Source organism: Sphingobacterium cellulitidis, from assembly GCF_043187465.1.
Lineage (GTDB): Bacteria > Bacteroidota > Bacteroidia > Sphingobacteriales > Sphingobacteriaceae > Sphingobacterium > Sphingobacterium cellulitidis.
This window is the reverse complement of the sequence record NZ_CP171136.1, coordinates 833818-852009: the sequence shown is the minus strand read 5'-3', so window position 1 is coordinate 852009 and position 18192 is coordinate 833818. Positions and strand designations below refer to the sequence as shown.

At 35.7% G+C, this 18192-nt stretch carries 23 protein-coding genes and 1 tRNA gene; 8 read left to right on the top strand and 16 right to left on the bottom strand.

The genetic code is table 11. The features are described 5' to 3' along the window. Window positions 1-70 precede the first annotated feature (70 nt). The 5 genes from ACF3OC_RS03700 (at window position 71) to ACF3OC_RS03680 (ending at window position 2704) form a co-directional block, all read left to right on the top strand. Window positions 71-607, top strand: a complete 537-nt coding sequence (locus tag ACF3OC_RS03700; protein WP_002995995.1) for a GNAT family N-acetyltransferase — start codon at window positions 71-73, stop codon at window positions 605-607. A 52-nt stretch (window positions 608-659) separates the two neighbouring features. Continuing rightward, window positions 660-941 carry a hypothetical protein gene (locus tag ACF3OC_RS03695; protein WP_002995992.1) on the top strand — a complete coding sequence of 94 codons (282 nt, stop codon included), beginning with the start codon at window positions 660-662 and terminating at the stop codon, window positions 939-941. 174 nt (window positions 942-1115) lie between these two features. After that, a complete protein-coding gene (locus tag ACF3OC_RS03690; RefSeq protein ID WP_002995989.1) occupies window positions 1116-1427 on the top strand; it encodes a helix-turn-helix domain-containing protein in 312 nt (103 codons plus the stop codon). Continuing rightward, entirely contained in the window at window positions 1408-1701 is a 294-nt protein-coding gene (locus ACF3OC_RS03685) for a helix-turn-helix domain-containing protein (RefSeq protein ID WP_002995987.1), read from the top strand. Before ACF3OC_RS03690 ends, ACF3OC_RS03685 begins: the two co-directional genes overlap by 20 nt. A gap of 280 nt (window positions 1702-1981) precedes the next feature. After that, window positions 1982-2704, top strand: a complete 723-nt coding sequence (locus ACF3OC_RS03680; protein WP_002995984.1) for a response regulator transcription factor — start codon at window positions 1982-1984, stop codon at window positions 2702-2704. A gap of 250 nt (window positions 2705-2954) precedes the next feature. Here ACF3OC_RS03680 and ACF3OC_RS03675 read toward each other — a convergent pair whose 3' ends face one another. The 7 genes from ACF3OC_RS03675 to ACF3OC_RS03645 form a co-directional block, all read right to left on the bottom strand. Beyond that, a complete protein-coding gene (locus ACF3OC_RS03675) occupies window positions 2955-3287 on the bottom strand; it encodes a hypothetical protein (RefSeq protein WP_002995980.1) in 333 nt (110 codons plus the stop codon). A 23-nt stretch (window positions 3288-3310) separates the two neighbouring features. Continuing rightward, window positions 3311-3748 (bottom strand): hypothetical protein, encoded by a 438-nt coding sequence (locus ACF3OC_RS03670; RefSeq protein WP_002995976.1) that lies wholly within the window; start codon window positions 3746-3748, stop codon window positions 3311-3313. Window positions 3749-3752: 4 nt separating this feature from the next. Beyond that, complete coding sequence (locus ACF3OC_RS03665) at window positions 3753-4241, bottom strand: hypothetical protein (RefSeq protein ID WP_002995973.1); 489 nt, start codon at window positions 4239-4241, stop codon at window positions 3753-3755. Window positions 4242-4243: 2 nt separating this feature from the next. Beyond that, a complete protein-coding gene (locus ACF3OC_RS03660) occupies window positions 4244-4654 on the bottom strand; it encodes a hypothetical protein (RefSeq protein WP_002995970.1) in 411 nt (136 codons plus the stop codon). 52 nt (window positions 4655-4706) lie between these two features. Further along, window positions 4707-5780 carry a DUF932 domain-containing protein gene (locus ACF3OC_RS03655; RefSeq protein ID WP_002995967.1) on the bottom strand — a complete coding sequence of 358 codons (1074 nt, stop codon included), beginning with the start codon at window positions 5778-5780 and terminating at the stop codon, window positions 4707-4709. Window positions 5781-5822: 42 nt separating this feature from the next. Next, a complete protein-coding gene (locus ACF3OC_RS03650) occupies window positions 5823-6215 on the bottom strand; it encodes a single-stranded DNA-binding protein (RefSeq protein ID WP_002995963.1) in 393 nt (130 codons plus the stop codon). Between the two features lie 414 nt (window positions 6216-6629). Then, window positions 6630-7880 carry a site-specific integrase gene (locus tag ACF3OC_RS03645; protein WP_002995959.1) on the bottom strand — a complete coding sequence of 417 codons (1251 nt, stop codon included), beginning with the start codon at window positions 7878-7880 and terminating at the stop codon, window positions 6630-6632. A 722-nt stretch (window positions 7881-8602) separates the two neighbouring features. On the opposite strand from ACF3OC_RS03645, the gene ACF3OC_RS03640 reads away from it, so the two are divergent. Next, window positions 8603-8884 carry a transposase gene (locus ACF3OC_RS03640; RefSeq protein WP_392470925.1) on the top strand — a complete coding sequence of 94 codons (282 nt, stop codon included), beginning with the start codon at window positions 8603-8605 and terminating at the stop codon, window positions 8882-8884. A 138-nt stretch (window positions 8885-9022) separates the two neighbouring features. Continuing rightward, the gene (locus ACF3OC_RS03635; protein WP_392470923.1) at window positions 9023-9733 is read left to right on the top strand and encodes an IS3 family transposase; all 711 of its coding nucleotides are present in this window, start codon (window positions 9023-9025) and stop codon (window positions 9731-9733) included. Between the two features lie 84 nt (window positions 9734-9817). Here the strand turns inward: ACF3OC_RS03635 and ACF3OC_RS03630 are convergent, their stop codons facing one another. The 9 genes from ACF3OC_RS03630 to ACF3OC_RS03590 all read right to left on the bottom strand — a co-directional run bounded on the left by ACF3OC_RS03630 (window position 9818) and on the right by ACF3OC_RS03590 (window position 17318). Continuing rightward, window positions 9818-10438, bottom strand: coding sequence for a hypothetical protein (locus ACF3OC_RS03630; protein ID WP_392470921.1), 621 nt, complete (start codon window positions 10436-10438; stop codon window positions 9818-9820). Window positions 10439-10534: 96 nt separating this feature from the next. Next, entirely contained in the window at window positions 10535-10963 is a 429-nt protein-coding gene (locus tag ACF3OC_RS03625) for a hypothetical protein (RefSeq protein WP_392470920.1), read from the bottom strand. Between the two features lie 17 nt (window positions 10964-10980). After that, window positions 10981-11175, bottom strand: a complete 195-nt coding sequence (locus ACF3OC_RS03620) for a hypothetical protein (protein WP_392470918.1) — start codon at window positions 11173-11175, stop codon at window positions 10981-10983. 362 nt (window positions 11176-11537) lie between these two features. Next, window positions 11538-11990 carry a JAB domain-containing protein gene (locus ACF3OC_RS03615; RefSeq protein ID WP_099367470.1) on the bottom strand — a complete coding sequence of 151 codons (453 nt, stop codon included), beginning with the start codon at window positions 11988-11990 and terminating at the stop codon, window positions 11538-11540. 450 nt (window positions 11991-12440) lie between these two features. Then, the gene (locus ACF3OC_RS03610) at window positions 12441-14246 is read right to left on the bottom strand and encodes a hypothetical protein (protein ID WP_392470916.1); all 1806 of its coding nucleotides are present in this window, start codon (window positions 14244-14246) and stop codon (window positions 12441-12443) included. 58 nt (window positions 14247-14304) lie between these two features. Continuing rightward, complete coding sequence (locus ACF3OC_RS03605) at window positions 14305-14772, bottom strand: hypothetical protein (protein WP_392470914.1); 468 nt, start codon at window positions 14770-14772, stop codon at window positions 14305-14307. Between the two features lie 162 nt (window positions 14773-14934). Then, the gene (locus tag ACF3OC_RS03600; protein ID WP_392470912.1) at window positions 14935-15936 is read right to left on the bottom strand and encodes a hypothetical protein; all 1002 of its coding nucleotides are present in this window, start codon (window positions 15934-15936) and stop codon (window positions 14935-14937) included. Between the two features lie 39 nt (window positions 15937-15975). Then, a complete protein-coding gene (locus ACF3OC_RS03595) occupies window positions 15976-17088 on the bottom strand; it encodes a tyrosine-type recombinase/integrase (RefSeq protein WP_392470910.1) in 1113 nt (370 codons plus the stop codon). 156 nt (window positions 17089-17244) lie between these two features. Next, a tRNA-Met gene (locus tag ACF3OC_RS03590) sits at window positions 17245-17318 on the bottom strand. Between the two features lie 327 nt (window positions 17319-17645). Between ACF3OC_RS03590 and ACF3OC_RS03585 the strand changes: the two genes are divergently transcribed. Next, window positions 17646-18023 carry an START-like domain-containing protein gene (locus ACF3OC_RS03585; RefSeq protein ID WP_094255298.1) on the top strand — a complete coding sequence of 126 codons (378 nt, stop codon included), beginning with the start codon at window positions 17646-17648 and terminating at the stop codon, window positions 18021-18023. The last annotated feature ends 169 nt before the right edge of the window (window positions 18024-18192 follow it).

The following is an 18192-nucleotide window of genomic DNA, read 5'->3' as shown; positions in this document are numbered from 1 at the left end:
ACAATGAAAGCGGCTTGCCTTTTTGGGTAAGCCGTTTTCGCATTTTATAAAACTGCTGATTTTACAGACTATGGAAATAAAAATTAGAAAGGAAGAAAAGGAAGATTTCAAAAAAGTTTTTGAACTCATTCGCCTGGCTTTTGAAAACGAGGAATTGAGCGACCATAAAGAACAGTTCTTGGTGGAACGGTTACGCAATTCTGATGCGTTTGTCCCCGAATTATCACTTATTGCCGAAGTAGATAATCAAATTGCGGGATATATATTGCTCACAAAAATTAATATTGAAGACAAGGATAAAAACACTTACACCTCGCTTGCGTTAGCCCCTGTTGCTGTGTTGCCGAATTATCAGGGAAAAGGTATTGGCGGCAAACTCATACAAGCTGCCCACGATATAGCAAAAAAAATGGGCTTTGGCTCTGTGATGCTGTTAGGACACGAAAACTATTACCCTAAGTTTGGCTATAAGCTGACCAAAGAATTTGGGATAAAGCTGCCATTTGAAGTTCCTGAAGAAAACTGTATGGCAATAGAACTATCGCAAAATGCGCTGCAAAATGTAAGCGGTGTAGTTCGGTATCCGAAAGAGTTTGAAATTGAATAATGCCACGGATATTTTTCGTAAATTCAAACAGTGGAAATAAAGTATTTTTGGTATGGTTGCATCATTGGTAATAGGTATTATATTTTTGGTTGCAGGACTGGGACTTCGCTACTGGATTAACCGGAGAAAGTTTTACAGGCGCAGCCCTATGGGAGCAGAGGGCTTCTCATCTTATGAAAGTTCGGTTTTCATTAAATTCGTGGAAAGGGTCGGTAAATGGATAGCTTACGGGCTGATTATTTTCGGTCTGTTGTCGCTGTGGGTTTATTGGCGTGAGAAAAAAGAAAAACAACAACCTGAAGTAAAAATAGAACAACCTGCCGAACGCAGATAGTTATTACAGCATACATTTTTTAAGCAAATCGGATAGCCCAAAAGCTATCCGATTTTTTTATTTACGGCTTAGTAAATCGCCAAACGCTACCTCTCAAAGCCAAACCCTGCAACTTTCCCCAATGCCGTACTAAGCCTTTATAAATTCAACTTCCATAGCAAAATTGAGCAAACAATGGAAGTAATCGCAATACAAAAATCCGCACTGGACGGAATGAAGAATGAGCTGAAAGCACTTTTGGAACTTACCGAAAATGCCACGCAGAAATACACGCCAATTTTTGCGCAAGAGCAATGGCTCGATAACCAGGAAGTGTGTTTGATGATGAACATTACCAAGCGGACTTTGCAGACGTATAAGGACAAAGGGTTATTGCCTTATTCCAGACTGAACCGTAAAAATTATTATAAACGCTCGGATGTACAGGCTTTGCTCGAAGCCGGACAACCGTACAATACTGCCGAAAATGGATTTATTCACGAATGACAATGAAGAAATCATTGCCCATCAGGAAATGATAACACAGCTAAGAACCCGTATCGAAAGCATATTGAAAAACTACCGCCCTGTAATGAACGGAGAAATTTACCTTTCGGGCGAAGATGTGTGCAAGCTGCTCCATATCAGCAAACGCACTTTACAGCAGTACCGTGATGATAATATACTGCCGTATATACAAATAGGCGGTAAGATTATTTATAAGGAAAGCGATATCCTGACTATACTGGAGCAAAATTACATTTCACAAAAAATTGTTTGACTGTAATCTTTTTTGTATTATATGCTGTCAAAAAAGGACGAGTTTAGTATCTTTGTTGTCGAAAATATAGAAAATACTTAAAGTTGTTTTTGCTTTAAGTTCCGCATTAGAAACTGGTAATTTTTAAAACCCCGGAACGAATAAGTAAGAACGCTCACGTTATGGCGTGGGCGCTCGCTTATTTGGGGGTCAGGCGTACCAGTGCCTTAATGCCAGTAAGTGTGGTTGCCTGCGCCTCTTTTTTTTGCAGGTTCCACTAACTTGATAAACATTAAGAGTTATGGACGGCAAGGATATTTTTTACCCCGAATTTGACCACCCTGCTACGCAATTATCAGCGTTCTCTCTCTGCATTGATGTTTTTATCATATCCCTTAAAAACGGGGAAATTGTACATTTTAAACCTAACGAGATAGCACACTTTAAAGATTGGCTTGACCGTTTTAAAGTCAGGGACATTGAGGTCGATAAAGGAATACCTTACGTTACTCGAACTCCGAATTTATCTAAAGCTCCCAACGGATTTTTTAACCTCATCAAACTAAGCAAAAAGAAAATGAGCAAAGAACAAATAATAAAGGTAGGGATGATAGATGACCACGATATGCTTAGAAAGGGTATTTGTGATTTTCTAATGGGTTTCGGTTTTGAAATACTTTTTGAAGCCGAGAATGGAAAAATGGCAATGAAAAAAATGGAGGAAATCGAAGTTGTTCCCGATGTAATGGTTGTTGATATAAATATGCCGGTAATGAATGGTTTTGAAACCGCTAAAGCATTGAATGAAAAATATCCGCAAACCAAAGTCCTGGCTTTTAGCATTAATGATGATGTACAGGATGTAGTAAAGATGCTTCAGCGTGGCGTAAAAGGGTATATACTGAAAGGCGCAGACCCCGAAGAACTTAAAAAAGCCATAACCGTTATAAATGATGGAGGACATTATTTTAGTGCTGGCGTAGCCGAAATTGCAAAAGAATACTATAAACAGTTTCCGCAATAACAGGTTTCTTTGTTACTTTCTTTTCCGCAGAACTCACGAAAGAAAGTAATCCCCCAATAATAAATTATGGGATAATGAATATCCCAAGCAATAATGTCGCAACCTGTTTGGTAAAATGGAAAAGAAAGGATTTGTGTAAGGGCGCATTTTGCTAAAGGGGATTGCACCAATTTAAAGCAAAAAGACTGCCCAACCATCGGGAGGATCTGTCTTTTTGCCGCCCGACTTTTCGGGTCAGGCGGCTGCTATTTTAGCTTATGGTTTTTAAATACTCGTCATAACGTTCCGTTATATCCTTGCCTTTCCTGAACGTGTCTTTTGTGTAGCTGTAATGCTCTTCAAAGAACTTTACTTCTTTGGTGGTAAGGTCTATTAAATAGCGGTAGTCTGCGTTTATCCGCCTTTCATCCATTGTACAATGCTCCGTAAGCATTTCGAGTTCTTGCTCACTGTTGTCAAGGGATAACAAAGGCAAAAAAAGCCTTTCAACGATATATCCCTGTTCGGGTGCGCTGCTGCTGTCGGCAACGCAAATAAGAGATTTGCCGTTGCTCAATTTGATATGAAGATTTGAACGTGTCATAAATTGAAATTGGGGTTTATTGATTAAGCCGTTAATTGGATTAATGAAAATTCTTCCGTCCAAAATTCCTCGCTGGTGTGCTTGCCGTATGCTGTATAGTAGCCTGTACCGTTTGCACGCAATACAAGCCTGTAACAGTCCAATCGGTTTTCGGGTGCGGTAAACATTTCCTGCTCCCCCTCGTCAAGCTCCACAAATGCCCATTCTTTATCGTTTAGCATTTCTTCAATGTTCGGGGTATCGTCTTCGCCTGTGCAATAAAAATCTACTGCCGTATCATAGTAGTTCATTGAGCAGAAATAATGATTGCCCTCTAACGGCTTAACCAATGCAAGCCGTTTTGCCTGTTCCTGTTTCCATTCTTCGGATAGATGGATAATTGCAAACTCGCAATTATCCCATTCGCTATTGGTGTTGGCTTTAACCAAAATATGTGCTGTCGCTTTATCGGATAGTTTCATCGTTCTAAATTTTAATGGTGTTTAACTGATTTTCGATTTTACGTTCTAATAGAGTGTCGAGTATTTCCCATTCGCTGTCGTACTCCTTGCCCTCAAAATGGTAGGTGTCTGTTTCCTTGTCTAATTCGTAGCTGTCAAAATCTTCGTCTTCCAGATAAATATCTATGAGTAGCTTGTCAGAAAACATTGTCCTGCCATATACCAAACAACCTAATTCCTCATAATCCAATTGGAAATCTATGTTGTAATGCTCGGCTATCTGCTTAACTGCTTCCGCATTTGGCGACCATTTTGTTTGATAATTGAATATTCCCGTATCGCTTTCGTAAACCTCAAAGAAATATCCGCCGTTACTGTCGTCTATGAAATCGGGCAGTTGTCCGCAATTCTCTTTCCTTTCTCTTTCAGCCATTGATTTGAATAGCTGTGTTACCTGTTCGATTGCTTCAGGCTTCCCCTCGAAGACAACCGTATTGTTGCACCAATTTGGCATAATTATTTATCGTTTAAGGTTATTTTTAATAAAGGCTCACTTCCGAATATTAGGTGTATAGCCTGTTTTAGATTGGGTTTACAGTCCTCTGTCTGTGCATATTCGATAAGGCAGTGCATCGCAAATATTGCGTTGTATCCGTCAAAAAAATGGTCTGCAAACCAGCGTGGTTTTTTGAGAAGTTTGTCCTCGTTCTTCTCGATTATCCTGTGTGCATCCTGCACAAGCCTGTACCAAAATTCTGCGGTAAAAAAGCCCTTTTGATACCAACCCTCACGAATGGTAATTTCATTTTTCAGAAAGTATTCGCACTGCTTTTTTACGGCGTTCTGAATGTTCGCCATTTCTTCGGGGAATAGCCTGCAAAGCAATTCGCCTTTATCTAAGTTGTCCATTTTATGTAATGCTTTCATATTGTTGTTTTATAGTAGGCTACCACCATTTAAGGCGGTAGCCTGTTGTTATCTAATTAAGGTTTAGGATTTCCGCACCGTCCAAAGCAAATGCGGTACACAATTCAAATGCTTTCTGTGATTTGAGTTGGGCAGTACCACCCAATACAATGCTCTGTAATTTGGCTTCATCATCTTTGTAATTGCGTACATTCTGAAAGTAGCCTGTAACAGCGTTGTATGCTCCGAACAAAGTCCCTTTGGTCGTGTTCATCTGTTGTGCATCATCTGTCATAGCATATAGAAGCGCATTATCAACCACGTTTTTGAACACGGTGGAAACTTCATCGTCAGCCCCTTTGTTGATAAGGTCAAGTGTTTCTTTGTTCGGGCAAAGTGCCAACTGGATTAGCTTTCTTACTTCTCGGTCTGATACTTTTACCTTTGTCCAATTATTGAAAATGCCCTCTAATTGGTTGCTCAATGTGTTGGCAAGCCCCATAATCTTGTGGGCGTTCTCGATACGTTGTTTTGCTCCCGAAGTATGTTTGATACGGACTACATTGGTCATACTGCGTAGTGAGGCATTCAGCGTGTTTTGGCATACGATACGGATAGGCGTAAATGCTGCGGTAATACTTCCGCTACCATCGTGCGAAGTGGTTAGAAAAATGTACTTTTCCGTTACATCATCGCCATTGCCTACACGGATATAATCGGGCAGTTTGGCAGTGATAAAGATGCGTTCCCCTTTGCCCAATGCCCCTGCGGTTTCGTACAGGATACCTTCGCCACCACCTACAATAGCATCAAAAAAATTAAAGGCTTCCCGATTTTGTACAATGTGGTAATCCTTACCGACTACACCCAATACTGCATTGTTATCGGTGCGTATGTTAGCGAAATAGTTAGGTACTTCTAATTCGGTGCTACCTATTTCTATACCGTTGGCAGTTTCGATAATGCCCGAACCTTTGGTAAACAGTGGGGATTTTACGACATCGTAATCTAACCCTGCGTATTTGATAGCTTCCTCGCTCGTTGGGTATTGCTCTACGATTTGCCCCAAACCGTGCCACGCTTTTTGCTGTACTGAAAAGAAACTGTGCTTTCCTGTTTGCTCGTTGAAATGAATGTTATGTGCCATTTTGATAAATTTTGATGTTAAAAAATGATTGAATACTCGTTGTTAGAATGGGAGGTCGTCATCTGCTCCCTGTGCTGTAACCTTGTTGTTCTCGGCTTGTGCAGTAGCTTGTATGGTTTCGGCTCTCCTGCTACCTCCGTGCAGTTTGATTTGTGAGGTATGAAAGTTCAGCCCCGAATGTGCTTCGCCGTCTTTGCCTATCCACGCTCGTGTATTCACTCGCCCTGTGAGTTCTACCAATGTGCCTTTTGTCAGCAGTCTTGCCACGTTTGCAGATAGCCAGTAGGCACAATCGAAGTAGGTCGTTTGCTCTACACGCTCGCCTTGTTTGTTCTTGTAGCTTTCGTTGCTCGCTACCGAAAAGTTTACTACTTGCTTGTCGTTGTTAAGGGTTCTTACTTCCGCATCCCTTGTTAGTCGTCCGATGATGTTCATAATCGTTCTGTTTTAAAAGTTTGACATTTTGTTACGTTCGCTTTTCTCGCTTCCTGCTTCCTGTTGTGGTCTGCTCCGCTTCGCATAATATTTTCCAAAAGAAAAACCGGAAAAAAGAAAGCAGATAATCCAAGCGGGCAACAGCGATGACCAAGAAAAAAAATGATTTAATGGGGGTTCCTTTAGGGGGAAACCGTTCATTCGTTTTTTTTATTGGTGGGTGTGTGCGATGGCTGCCCGCTATAACTTAGCTGCCTTTTTACCGGTTGATTGTGGAAATTTTCTATTCCTAATTTTTATGTCAATTATGAACAGGCTTCAATAGTCTGAAACAAAGGAGGAGTAATAAAAAAGTATGGGCATAAAAAAAGCAGAACCGTTAAGTTCTGCTTCTTGTGGTTAGATAAAAGCGGATTAGATTGCCATCATAAATGCCTCTTCCATTGCTTTGAATTTCGGTGTAACCAAATCCATATCCTTGCTGATTTTTTGGCTTGTGATTTTAGCATAAATTTGTGTGGTGGAAATGTTTTTATGCCCCATCATTTTGCTAAGGCTTTCAAGCGGTACGCCCTCGGTCAGAAACATTGTTCCAAAAGTATGTCTTGCGGTGTGAAAGGTTACTTTTTGCTCCGTGATAATCTCTGCCTTTTCAACCAATTTACCTATGTGCGTATTGCAGGTTGCATTGGTAGGAACCGGAAAGATAAATTCATTCCTTGTTGTACCCTGATATTTCTCAATGATACGTTTAGGGATTTCCATTAACCGAACATTGGAAGCAACATCAGATTTCTTTCTCCGGCTGATAATCCATTGATGACCGTCAAAGAATGATTGAATATTGCTTCTTGTCAATTTCTTAATATCAGCGTAAGCCAATCCTGTAAAGCAACTGAAAATAAAAATATCTTTTACAAGTTCATATCTTTTATGCGGAACCTGACACATCATCAGCTTTTCAACGTCTTCTTTCAGTATGTACCCTCTGTCGGTTTCTTCCATACTTATTTCGTAATCCTCAAAAGGATTATCACGTATCAGCCCTTTTTTGATAGCCAGTTCAGCCAAAGCAATAACAGGCATTGTGTAAATCCAAACCGTGTTATGGGCGCATTGCTTATCGTAGCGGAGGTAAAAGTCAAACTCACGGATAAAATCTGCCGTCAGTTCCCGAAATGCCATATCTTCCCTGTGATAACGCTCTTTTATAAATTCCGTAAGATGATTGTAAACAGTGATGTATTTGTTGTAAGTTCCTTGTGAACGCTCCTCTTTATCAACCAATCTTTTAAATTCAACATTCTGGTCGTTAAAAACTTTCAATATGGCATCATCCATTACACCAACACCGAGAAAAGAGAGCTTTACTTTTTGGGCAGTTGCAAAGCCCTCGTGCTTCAGCATATCTTCATAAATCTTGTCGATACGTCCCCGTATATTGTCCAGCTTTTGGTTGATGCTCAAAGCTGTGGCACTTTTGCCCTGAACCCGTCCGTGTTTTAAATCCCAACTATTAGGGTTAATTTCTAACTTTGTCCCGAAAGTTTTCGGTGTTCCATCAATGGTAATACGTGCCATAACCGGGGCATTACCGTTCTTTTTCAGTTCGTTCTTTTTCAAATAGAAAAGCAGTTTGAACGTCGATTTTTTTGTCTGCTCCATAACTCAAATGTTTAACGTTTAAAATTAAATTACATTGAGTTACAAGGGAATATAAAAAAGGGTGCAAAAGACTGAAATATAATCAGTTAAGCTATATAGTTGCCTTTATCAATCGGTAACGAATTAGTAACCTAACCTTGTCAATTTAAGCCCAAAACCTATCAGACACCGAGTTCCAAACTAAGACTACACATTTATAAAGCATTGTATAGTAGCGGTTTTAATCGCTTTGCGTACTTTTGCTTTTTATTAATCTTTTTACCTAAAAAAAATAAAACTAATGTTCATAAGCTTGCTGAATCCCTATTAAAGGTTATAGGCAAAAAAAAATTTGACCATTTCATCTCAATAGTTTTGCCTGAAAAACAAATTGAATTAAAGAAGTATAATAGTAAAAAAAAATAGTATTTCAAGCACCTTCCTGTAATAATACAAAAGGTGTTTGATTTTAAAAAAGACATAAGCCCTTAAATTAAAGTATTAATCTTCGGGTATTACAAATCAACAAACCTTAATAACTAAAACCTTTCAACATTTAACTATTTATTACTTAAGAAACATAACATAGTTAGAAATTCGAGGATTAAAATTGATAAAACTGCGAATTAAATCATTGAAGGCTTAACATAATAATTGGGATTAATAAGATTCGAAAAGAAACCTAGTATAATACTCCCTAAAAATTGGACAACTACTTAAATGTTTAACTTAGTAGTTTGAAAATGAGAAAAGAACGTAGAAAATTCAGTGCAAGTTTTAAGGCAAAGGTAGCCATTGAAGCAATTCAGGAGCAGCAGACCATTCAGGAGCTAGCTTCTAAATACGAGTTACATCCCACCCAAATTAATAGCTGGAAGAAAGAATTTTTGGAGAATGCAGAGTCGGTTTTTCAATCTGATAAACCTACTCAGCAGGATGATAGTTTGGAGAAAAAGGAGCTGTATTCAAAAATAGGAGAACTTCAGGTTCAGGTAGATTTCCTAAAAAAAGTATTGGGGAAATGAGCCTGTCAGAAAAACGCAATCTCATTTCCCCCTTCCACCAGACGTTAAGTATCAAACAACAATGTAAGTTACTTGGTCTTGGACGTAGTGGTTATTATTACATAACCTAAGGGCGTTTCTTTGTTCAATCAACAATTAATGAAGCTTATCGATCAGAAATTTACGGATACCCCTTTCTATGGAGTAGAACGAATGACCGATTACCTAAAATACGACCTTGGTTATCGGGTCAATGAAAAGCGTGTCAGAAGGCTGTATAGATTGATGAATCTACGGACTATTTACCCTAAACGGAATCTTAGCAAAGCCAATCCTGCTGACTACAAATATCCCTATCTGTTGCGAAAATTAGTTATTAATCGTCCTTGCCAGGTATGGCAGGCAGATATCACCTATATCCCCATGTTTAGGGGTTTTATGTACATGTTTGCCATCATTGATGTCTATAGTCGGAAGATTATGGGATGGTCTACTTCTAATACGATGCATGTAGAATGGTGCAAAGAGGTACTTCAAAACACGATTAAAGAGCATGGTTGTCCCGAGATCTTCAACACAGATCAAGGGGCTCAGTTTACTTCACCCATATTCATAAATCAATTGAAAGCTAATAATATCAGGATATCCATGGATGGCAAAGGGCGGGCGCTGGATAATATCTATATTGAACGGTTCTGGAGATCTTTAAAAAGAGAAAAAATTTACTTGAATCCTCCAAATGGAGGTATCGATTTATATGCACATGTAAAGGACTATATATTATTTTATAATACCCAACGACGACATAAATCTATAGGTAAAATAACACCCGATGAAATGTATTACAAACAAATCAAAAATGTATCTTAAATTAGTCTAAATGTTGTCCAAGAAATGGGGAGGATTATATAGTTTCCAAAAATATATTAAACCTAATTAATAAAAGGAAATTAATTATTTTCTGTTATTAAACCTAATTTTACCATAAAGCCAATCAATAGGAATATATACTAGAATTAAAAAAAATATTAGCGGTAAAATAAGTATCTTAATAAATTCAAATATTTTATCCCGAAATGGAATATCGGTATATTCCATTTCTTCCTCTATTATTCTTCCATTTTCAATGGTTAAGTGAAGAACCTTTGGGAATATGCGTTTTCCATTCTTACTATATCTGAAAATCTCATAAAAGCCTGAGACTAAGCTGATATTTCCGGAATACCATTCTGCAAAAACTTCCTTTTGCTCTGGATACAAATAATTTAGGTCAATTGATTTATAATCATCAATATCATTTGGATTATCTGAACAAGGATTTACAATTGTACCATTAAGCTCGATTAAATAGAGTTTGCCATTTTCAATTTTCCATTTACATTTGTATGGTGCATGGTACGCAGAATTCAAATTACCCATTGGATTTTTGAATTTAACAAAGTTAACCTCTGGTAATTTAATCGAAGGAAGACCTGATATACAACCGTAGGATTTTCCATTGTATAAAAATTCATCTTCTGGCTCACCTGTTAAGTCATAGCCTGATGTTTTGTGATCAAAATCTATAGTATCCATATTGATGGTTTAATTGAAAATAAACAATAACAGATTGACTGAGATTCTAATCAATCTGTTATTTAACATATTCCCCTGTAATTATAGAACTAGAACTTAATTGATTCTAATACCCATAAAAGCCACTCCTGAAACATCAGATTCAAGGAAAAACATAATTCCATCAGCAGTTGCCAATAAAGAGATTACTGTACCACTTTCGGTATAATATTTTACTTCCAAATCAACATTTTCCCTTTTGATAATTTTAAATACCCTTGTTTTACTATAACTGTTTGATAGCGTTATTACCCCATCTCTAATAGTAAAATATAAAGGATTCTGAAGCTTATAAAAATCAGTTAATTTATCATCCCAAGTCATAAAGTTGATGTAATCCAATCTATATTCTATGGTTGAAGATAAATTACTTTCATGTGGCAAATGTTTCTTAGGAATACTTGGTAAAATAGTACCTGCTTCTGAACTCCCCAAAAGTGAAATAGCGAATAAAGCTGTTAGGGACAAGTATTTTAATGTTCTCATTAGAAAAGATATTTAAGTTAATATCTGTTTTGAATAATAATATCGGAACGTCTCTGTCCTTCGTTTACTTCGGCTAAAACACCATTAACAAAGTAGTAGAACCATGTTGAACCTGGAGTTCCATCCCCCTGTCGATAAACGGTATAGGTTGCTGACTCTTTTATTGAAGTTACTCGGTTCTTGTTTAGTTGAATGAATTCTGATTCGCTCATCCCGATCCTGTATTTAACTGAACAGGATGAAATGAAAATGATAATTGAGAGAAATAGGAGCGTTAATAACTTTTTCATAAAATTTTAATAAAGGTTCGAAGAGTCCCATTTCGAAAGGTTAATAAATAGAAAGCGTGGGACGTAACCTAGAGCTGTTGCTGAGAGAGGTACCTAGGAGAACCCTGCACAAACAAACAGATAGGCACGTCCCACGCTCATATATGGCGTAGAACGTTACCCTATCCGTCCTTGTTGTGCAAATTGAAAATTTCCTAGGTTTTCTCTTTCACAAGAACTTCAAGCTAACGCTTAATTTCTTTAATACTTTTACTTTTTCAAAGATAAGAATTATTCATATTCGTTTAGAAATATCCTTCATCTCTTAAACTCATGTAGGAATCCGATGACATCAGGAGATGATCGCAAACCTCTATATCCAAAAGCTTTCCACATTCAACCGCTTTTTTTGTGATTGCAATATCATGTGAGCTTGCTTTTAACTTTTCCGAAGGATGGTTATGCGCCAAAATAATTTTTGAAGCAGAAGCTTTCAGAGCTATGGAAAAGATGACCTTCATGTCAACAGGCACAAAGTCCTTACCACCCATTGCTATGTCAACAACTCCCAAAACCCTATTTGCATTGTTTAGCAATATGATCTTGAACTCTTCAAGGAATGACATTAGGCCTTTATCCCAGACTTGGATCAATACGTCATAGGCTTCATTTGATTTTGAAACCGTGGGACATTGAGAAAGCTTGAATTTAGGTTTAAATTCGACTTTGATTTCTGATACGTTTAATAGATTTTTCATGCTGATGTTGGTAAAATGAATATGGATTTTATATCAGCACAGTCGTGGGGGATGTTTATAGACACCCTTCAAGGGAAAGATACCCCCTGTAATGTGAGGGAGGGGGCTTTTTTCTGAATCCATAGATATGAAAGAGACATATCCACAGCCTTTATAGGGGGGGGCTTATATTTTATAAATATCAGTAAATAAACGGTTTAACTTATTTTTTTAAAATTTAATAACAATAACCATTTGAAAATCAAATAAATATAAAATGTATCGGTTGCTATTACAGATGTCCGATCAATCCACAGCCTTTAAAGGGGCAGTCTTATATGTAAGATTTCCCCTGTAATGAGATTGGTGTATTCTTTTACGTATTTTCAATTGAAATAAAAATTGATAATAATGGGGGAGTAAAACTTATAAATCTTTATTATAAGGTCTATTTTTTACTCCCCCATTTTATTACACTTTAAGACCTAGTTTGTAAAAAGTTTTATTTCTATTTTGACCCTTGCCTTTTTCCCCCTTTTCAGGAATGGAATAGTATTTCCTTAGAAAACTGATAGTGGGATAAATATGGTCGATATTATGTTTTTTGAAAAGCTCTTTGAGTTTTTCTTTAATGTCCTTTCCTTCTAACTTATCCCCCTCATTAAATGTATTATATACATCTTGGGTAAAATTGACATCATTGACAATATTAATTGTTTTAATATCTTTAATAGCTTTTAAAACTTCATCCTTTGAATATAAATTAGATAGTTCTTCTCCACCTAATAAACTATAAGCTTCGAAAAGTTCAGGATAATGATATTTAAGTTTATCCAGCATCAAATATTTACATTCTATATCATTCACTTTCTTTTCTGGGTTTAACAAGTTGTCCATAACTTTAACCAAGTGAACAATTTTGTCCCTATAGGTCTTTATGTTGTCAGGTAAGTAAAGATCATCGCTGGATTGACTGTAAATCTTTTTAATTACTTCCACCTTGAAATATGGAATATCTGAATTAGGCACTTTACAGGATATATAGGCACTTATTAAAGCATCGTAGGATTTGTATTTCGCAAGGACATAATTATCATACTTAAAATTATCAATTAGAAAATTACTAATTGCTCCGTCGTCACCTATGAATCTGTTAAAAGGTATTACCTTTAAATATTCCTCGAAAACCTTCTTTTGAACCTTATTTTGTCGTGTTTCAGCTTCAAGTTTTATTTTGTTATACAAGTATTCCGAAGTACGAAAATATATGTCCAATTCTTCCTTTGTCATAGTGTCAATATCCTCATTCTTGTTAGAAATTACGGTTACTTTTTTTACCGCTTCTTTATTTCGGAATCTCCCGATAATTTGAACGGCATCCGACCGAGGATCTATTGCGGTAAATGAAACAGCTTTGACATCTGATAATATTACGATTTCACATTCCTCTTCAATTTCAATGTCAACCGCTGCATAGAACCTGCTCGTTAGAAAATTAAACTTTTGTGTGTTTTCGATATAGATCATCGATTCTGAATATTCCAGATCATCTGGCATATCTTCAAGCCGTTGTTCAGAACAGAAAATTGCGGATTTAGGAAATATTTCTAAATATGTCAATGCCCTATTAATGACCCGCAGTGAAGAACAGAAAACGAATACTTTACGTTTTGAATTGATTATGGTTTCTTTTAATGCTTCATAAGGATGGTTAGTGCAGACAAGATCAATTTCCTTTGCTATTGAATATGTTGGAATGATACTAATCTGTGTTAAATTTCCCAACAATGGATCACTTGGTACAAATGCTGTTGCAGATATAAAAGCATAGTTCTTAAAAAAAGGCAAATGCTTTAAAGGCTTTACAATCTTCTCTCTAAAACCAACATCTTTTGTAGCTCTATCGCATTCGTCAAACAAAAGAAAAAAATCTTCATATATTTTATACCCTAACTTCTTTCCGATTCTTACAATGCGTTCAAATGATTCTGGGGTCGTAATGAACTTTTTGTAAGGTTTTGATTCATCTTTAAAATATTCTTCGATTTGCTTATTCGTAGTTGCATTATAAACACCAAGAATCTTGGGATACTTTTCCATTTTACCTCTTATAACCGGAATATTTGGGACAATAATTATCGAGTGTCTTTCAAAATCAAGCTCTGTTTTAGTCCCCCCTAAACCTGGTAGCGCTTTATTTATTAGCGTTCCATGAGGAATAGGACATAGTCCTTGAATGTCAGAAAACCACTGACCATTGTTTACATAGATCTTCATAAAATTTTATTATAATATAGGAGCGACATGGCTGTCGCTCCTATATTTTACACACTTACTAATTAAAATTCTTAACTTTTGTTGATTTGGAAGGCTTAGGAGCGTCTTCATTTTGATTCTGAACAACCTTGCTCTCATGTTCCTTATTTGCCAATTCCTCTAATTTTTGAGCATGTTCTGTAATCTCTTCTAATGAGATTTCAATTTTCCCTAAATGCATTTGACAAATAAATTCATCAAAACCGGGGAACTCTGGGACTATTACAGTTTGTTTCACTCCACTATCAGGAGTAACATTGAAGTAGCGCACCTTTTGACCAGAAGTTCTTTTAGTATAACTTTTCTTTCCCCCTGTATATGGTACACATTCGGAAGCGCACATAAAGAAAATTCTGAGTTCTAGAAGCTTTTCTGGAGATAGTGTTTCAATAAACTCTAACCATTGTTTTGAAAAACAGATTTTGCCGTTATGAGGCTCATCTTTGAAAAAGTTTGTAAGGTTAATACCTTTATTAATTGTTGACATAGTCAAAAATTTTATAATAATAAATAAAATCAAAAGCTTCGTTAAGCCAATTAGTTAGGTACCATTCCTAAATTCTATCCGCTTTTGTTGATACAAAGAAAAGGCTTATTTGAAGGATAGATGGGGGAAACGAGAAAGGGGATTTCTTTTAGAAATTCCCCCTTATTTGACTTTATTTTTCATGTAATCTTTGACCTTATCTTTTAGATAACTCTTGGTGATGTCAGGATCATAAATACTTTCATAAATGGCATCTTTATCCCTTATCAGTCCCATAGAAGCAAATAAATGAAGTATAGTTAAATGCCTATCTGTTTTTACTCCTGTACCTTCTGTTTTGTTGACATATTTATAAAGACTGATCAAAGAGGTGTTAGTTTGATTCATTAGGCTCTTTAAAATCCTTTTTGTAGAAGATTCATCCCGAACCTTAGGGGATAGAAGTACGATTTTCTCACTTAATGATGTTAGGTAATCAATCGTTGGAGAAGGGTATATTTTTCTATTTTTAAGGTAATTTATGGTATAAATTGTTAATTGTGCTTTATTATCTCTTGATAGATCGTTTATCCAATGGGAGACTTCTAAAGAAATAAGCTCATTCACAACTTTAAATGAATCCTTATGCTCAAGTCTAAAGAGGAAACTGCCTTCAGAATAAAACTTGTGATCCAATTTTAACGTATGGTCTTTTAAAGAAATTAGAGCAAGGAGTTTAATGAATGAGTTGATTGTATTAAGGTCTTTTTCTTTCTTCTTGATTTCCCCATTGTTATTGGAAATGTAGATATCCTCAGTACTTTTATAAAAGGTAGTATAAGGTCCATACAAATCACGCAGTAATAATCTTAATAGTGTATTAAACTTAGTATGAACATTCGGAGAATCAACTATCTCTTGATAAGATTTTGAATATAGATACTTTGCTAAGCAATCTCTAATACTTCCACTTACTGGATGAGATTTAATGCCATTTAGATTAGAAGGAAATTCAATAGTGACATTCTCCTTATGGAAGATGGAATTAAATTTAGGATTGACCAACAGATCCCCAAGCTCATTACTATACGTAAGCTTTAATGGGATTTCATAAATAAATTCTTCTTCTTGAATCATTTCCGCAAATTGCAAAAAATGCCCCAACTCACCAAAGTTAAGGGGCATTTTATATTCCTAGTATTACTAGTATTAAAGGGGAAATCTTTACAATTCTGGCATTACACTTCGAAGCTCTTCTGTATTGTGAACACCTAAACCTCGAAGGTATTTTAAAGTTACTATCATGCCTGAATGACCTAAAAGTTGTTGAAGGATATGGAGGTCTTTAGTTTTCTTGTAAACGTTAATAGCTGCTGTATGACGAAAAGAATATAAAGTTTGTTCCTTCCTAATAATTCCCTTTTCTAACATAACCTTTTTTGAACGTGTCCATAGTGTTCTAAAGTAATCATCATTAAAAGGCAGATTGGATAATGAGAAGATGTTATCATCACGCTTAATCTGATCAAGAATAGGTTTTAATTCCTTTTGTACAAATAATGGAACATTCACAGTTCTGATTACTCGACTTTTGTTTTCGACTCCACCTAATGTAATAATGGAATAATCTCCGTTAAAATGCTTTTTATTTAAGACCCTTACTTCGTTGTGAGGTCTTAAAAATGTTCCATAAACTAACAAACAACATAAATACAAATGTTGATTAGTGTCTTTAAAATAATCCAAAACCGTTTTTAACTCTTCTTTTGAATAAATTTCATGGAGTTTTGCAATAGATTTCTTGGGTTTTACTTTCCTGACAACATCGATATCCCTATCCAAAATTCGACTGGCTTCTGAAAAGATTGCCATTAAATTTATTCTTTTATTTGAAAATGTAGTATTAGAAGTTCGATATAAATTCAGAAACTTTTCAATATGATTAACCTTTAAATCTAATATTGAAACCGTATGAAAGTGTTTTGGTAATGCATTCAAAAAAGCTTTTAAAGTTAATTTTAAATCGCTCTTATAAGATTTGCTAAGATTTTCAGACAATTTTCTATTTAAAGCATCGATAAGAATTTCTTTTACTTGGAAATTTTCAACTTTAGAATTAGGATTTAGAACACCATTTTTTAACGCTGATAAAAACTCAAACTGAAGTTGTTCTAAAAGCTTTCTTTGCTCTTTTAAGGTCTTAGCTGAATTCGGAAAAATATGCAAGCCTAGTTTTTTTCCTGTATATTCTTTATAACGTTTGCCGTTAAAATAATAATAGATATAAGACCTTGTCTTAATATCTTTTCCTTGAACAATGATTGGATCTGTGTACATCTTTTTAAAATTCTGTCTCGCTCGTGTCTCGCATAGAATTTCTGTACAATTTGGAAAAGCAATTGGTAGTTATAATATTTTGTAACCAAACACCAAAGTATGGGTTTAATGTGGATAAATACTAAAAAAGCCCATCTAATGATGAGCTTTTTCCAGTAGCGGGGAGCAGGATCGAACTGCCGACCTCAGGGTTATGAATCCTGCGCTCTAACCATCTGAGCTACCCCGCCGTTTTTCGGTATGCAAAGATAGCAATAAGGAATAATTTTCAAAGAAAATTTTATACAATTTTAGTGCGTATACAGCCAATTAAACATTTATTCCTTACAATCTATTTATACTCAAAAAGATAGATCCCCTAAGAATTTTAAGGAATTTTTAAGAATAATCCCTTTCTACTCCCTTTCAAACTGTTAATAATGCCCTTTTTGTGAATAAAAGATTTTAATTAGATTTTTTTGAATATTGGATTTATTCATTATACTTACAAAAAGTAGCAGAATTTGCTACTTATTGATTACTAACAAAAATATTATAGATCTACTTATACATATCAAATGGCAGAAAAGATTAAATTAAATTTAGAATATGTATTAAATTCTTCTCCTAGAATCCTCTTCCCTTACCTTCAGGAACCTAATGAGCTTGCTCAATGGTTCGCAGACGATGTGAATTTTCATGATGGTATCTATGAATTTATCTGGGATAATGAATCTCATCGTGCAAAACTTGTGGCCACAAAGGAAAATAAAAGTGTGAAATTCAAATGGTTGGATGATGAACCGTATTTCTTTGAAATCGAAATCATTCAGGATGAATTGACAAATGATGTAGCTCTAAGCGTAACTGACTATGTTAAGGAAGATAATCTGGATGATAGAAAATTAATTTGGAATAACTCCATAGGTTACCTGCAAAGGGTAATTGGAGCTTAAGGATAAGATAATTGTAGGCCTTCAACTAAACCTGAAGGCCTATTTGTATTCCTAAGCCAACAGTAAACACCAAACTATTAAACCAATATTTTCAAGCACATTAACTTTTTTCTAACATTTTTGAGAACGCAAAAATTGTATCTTTGCAGCTAGACCATATCCTCCATGG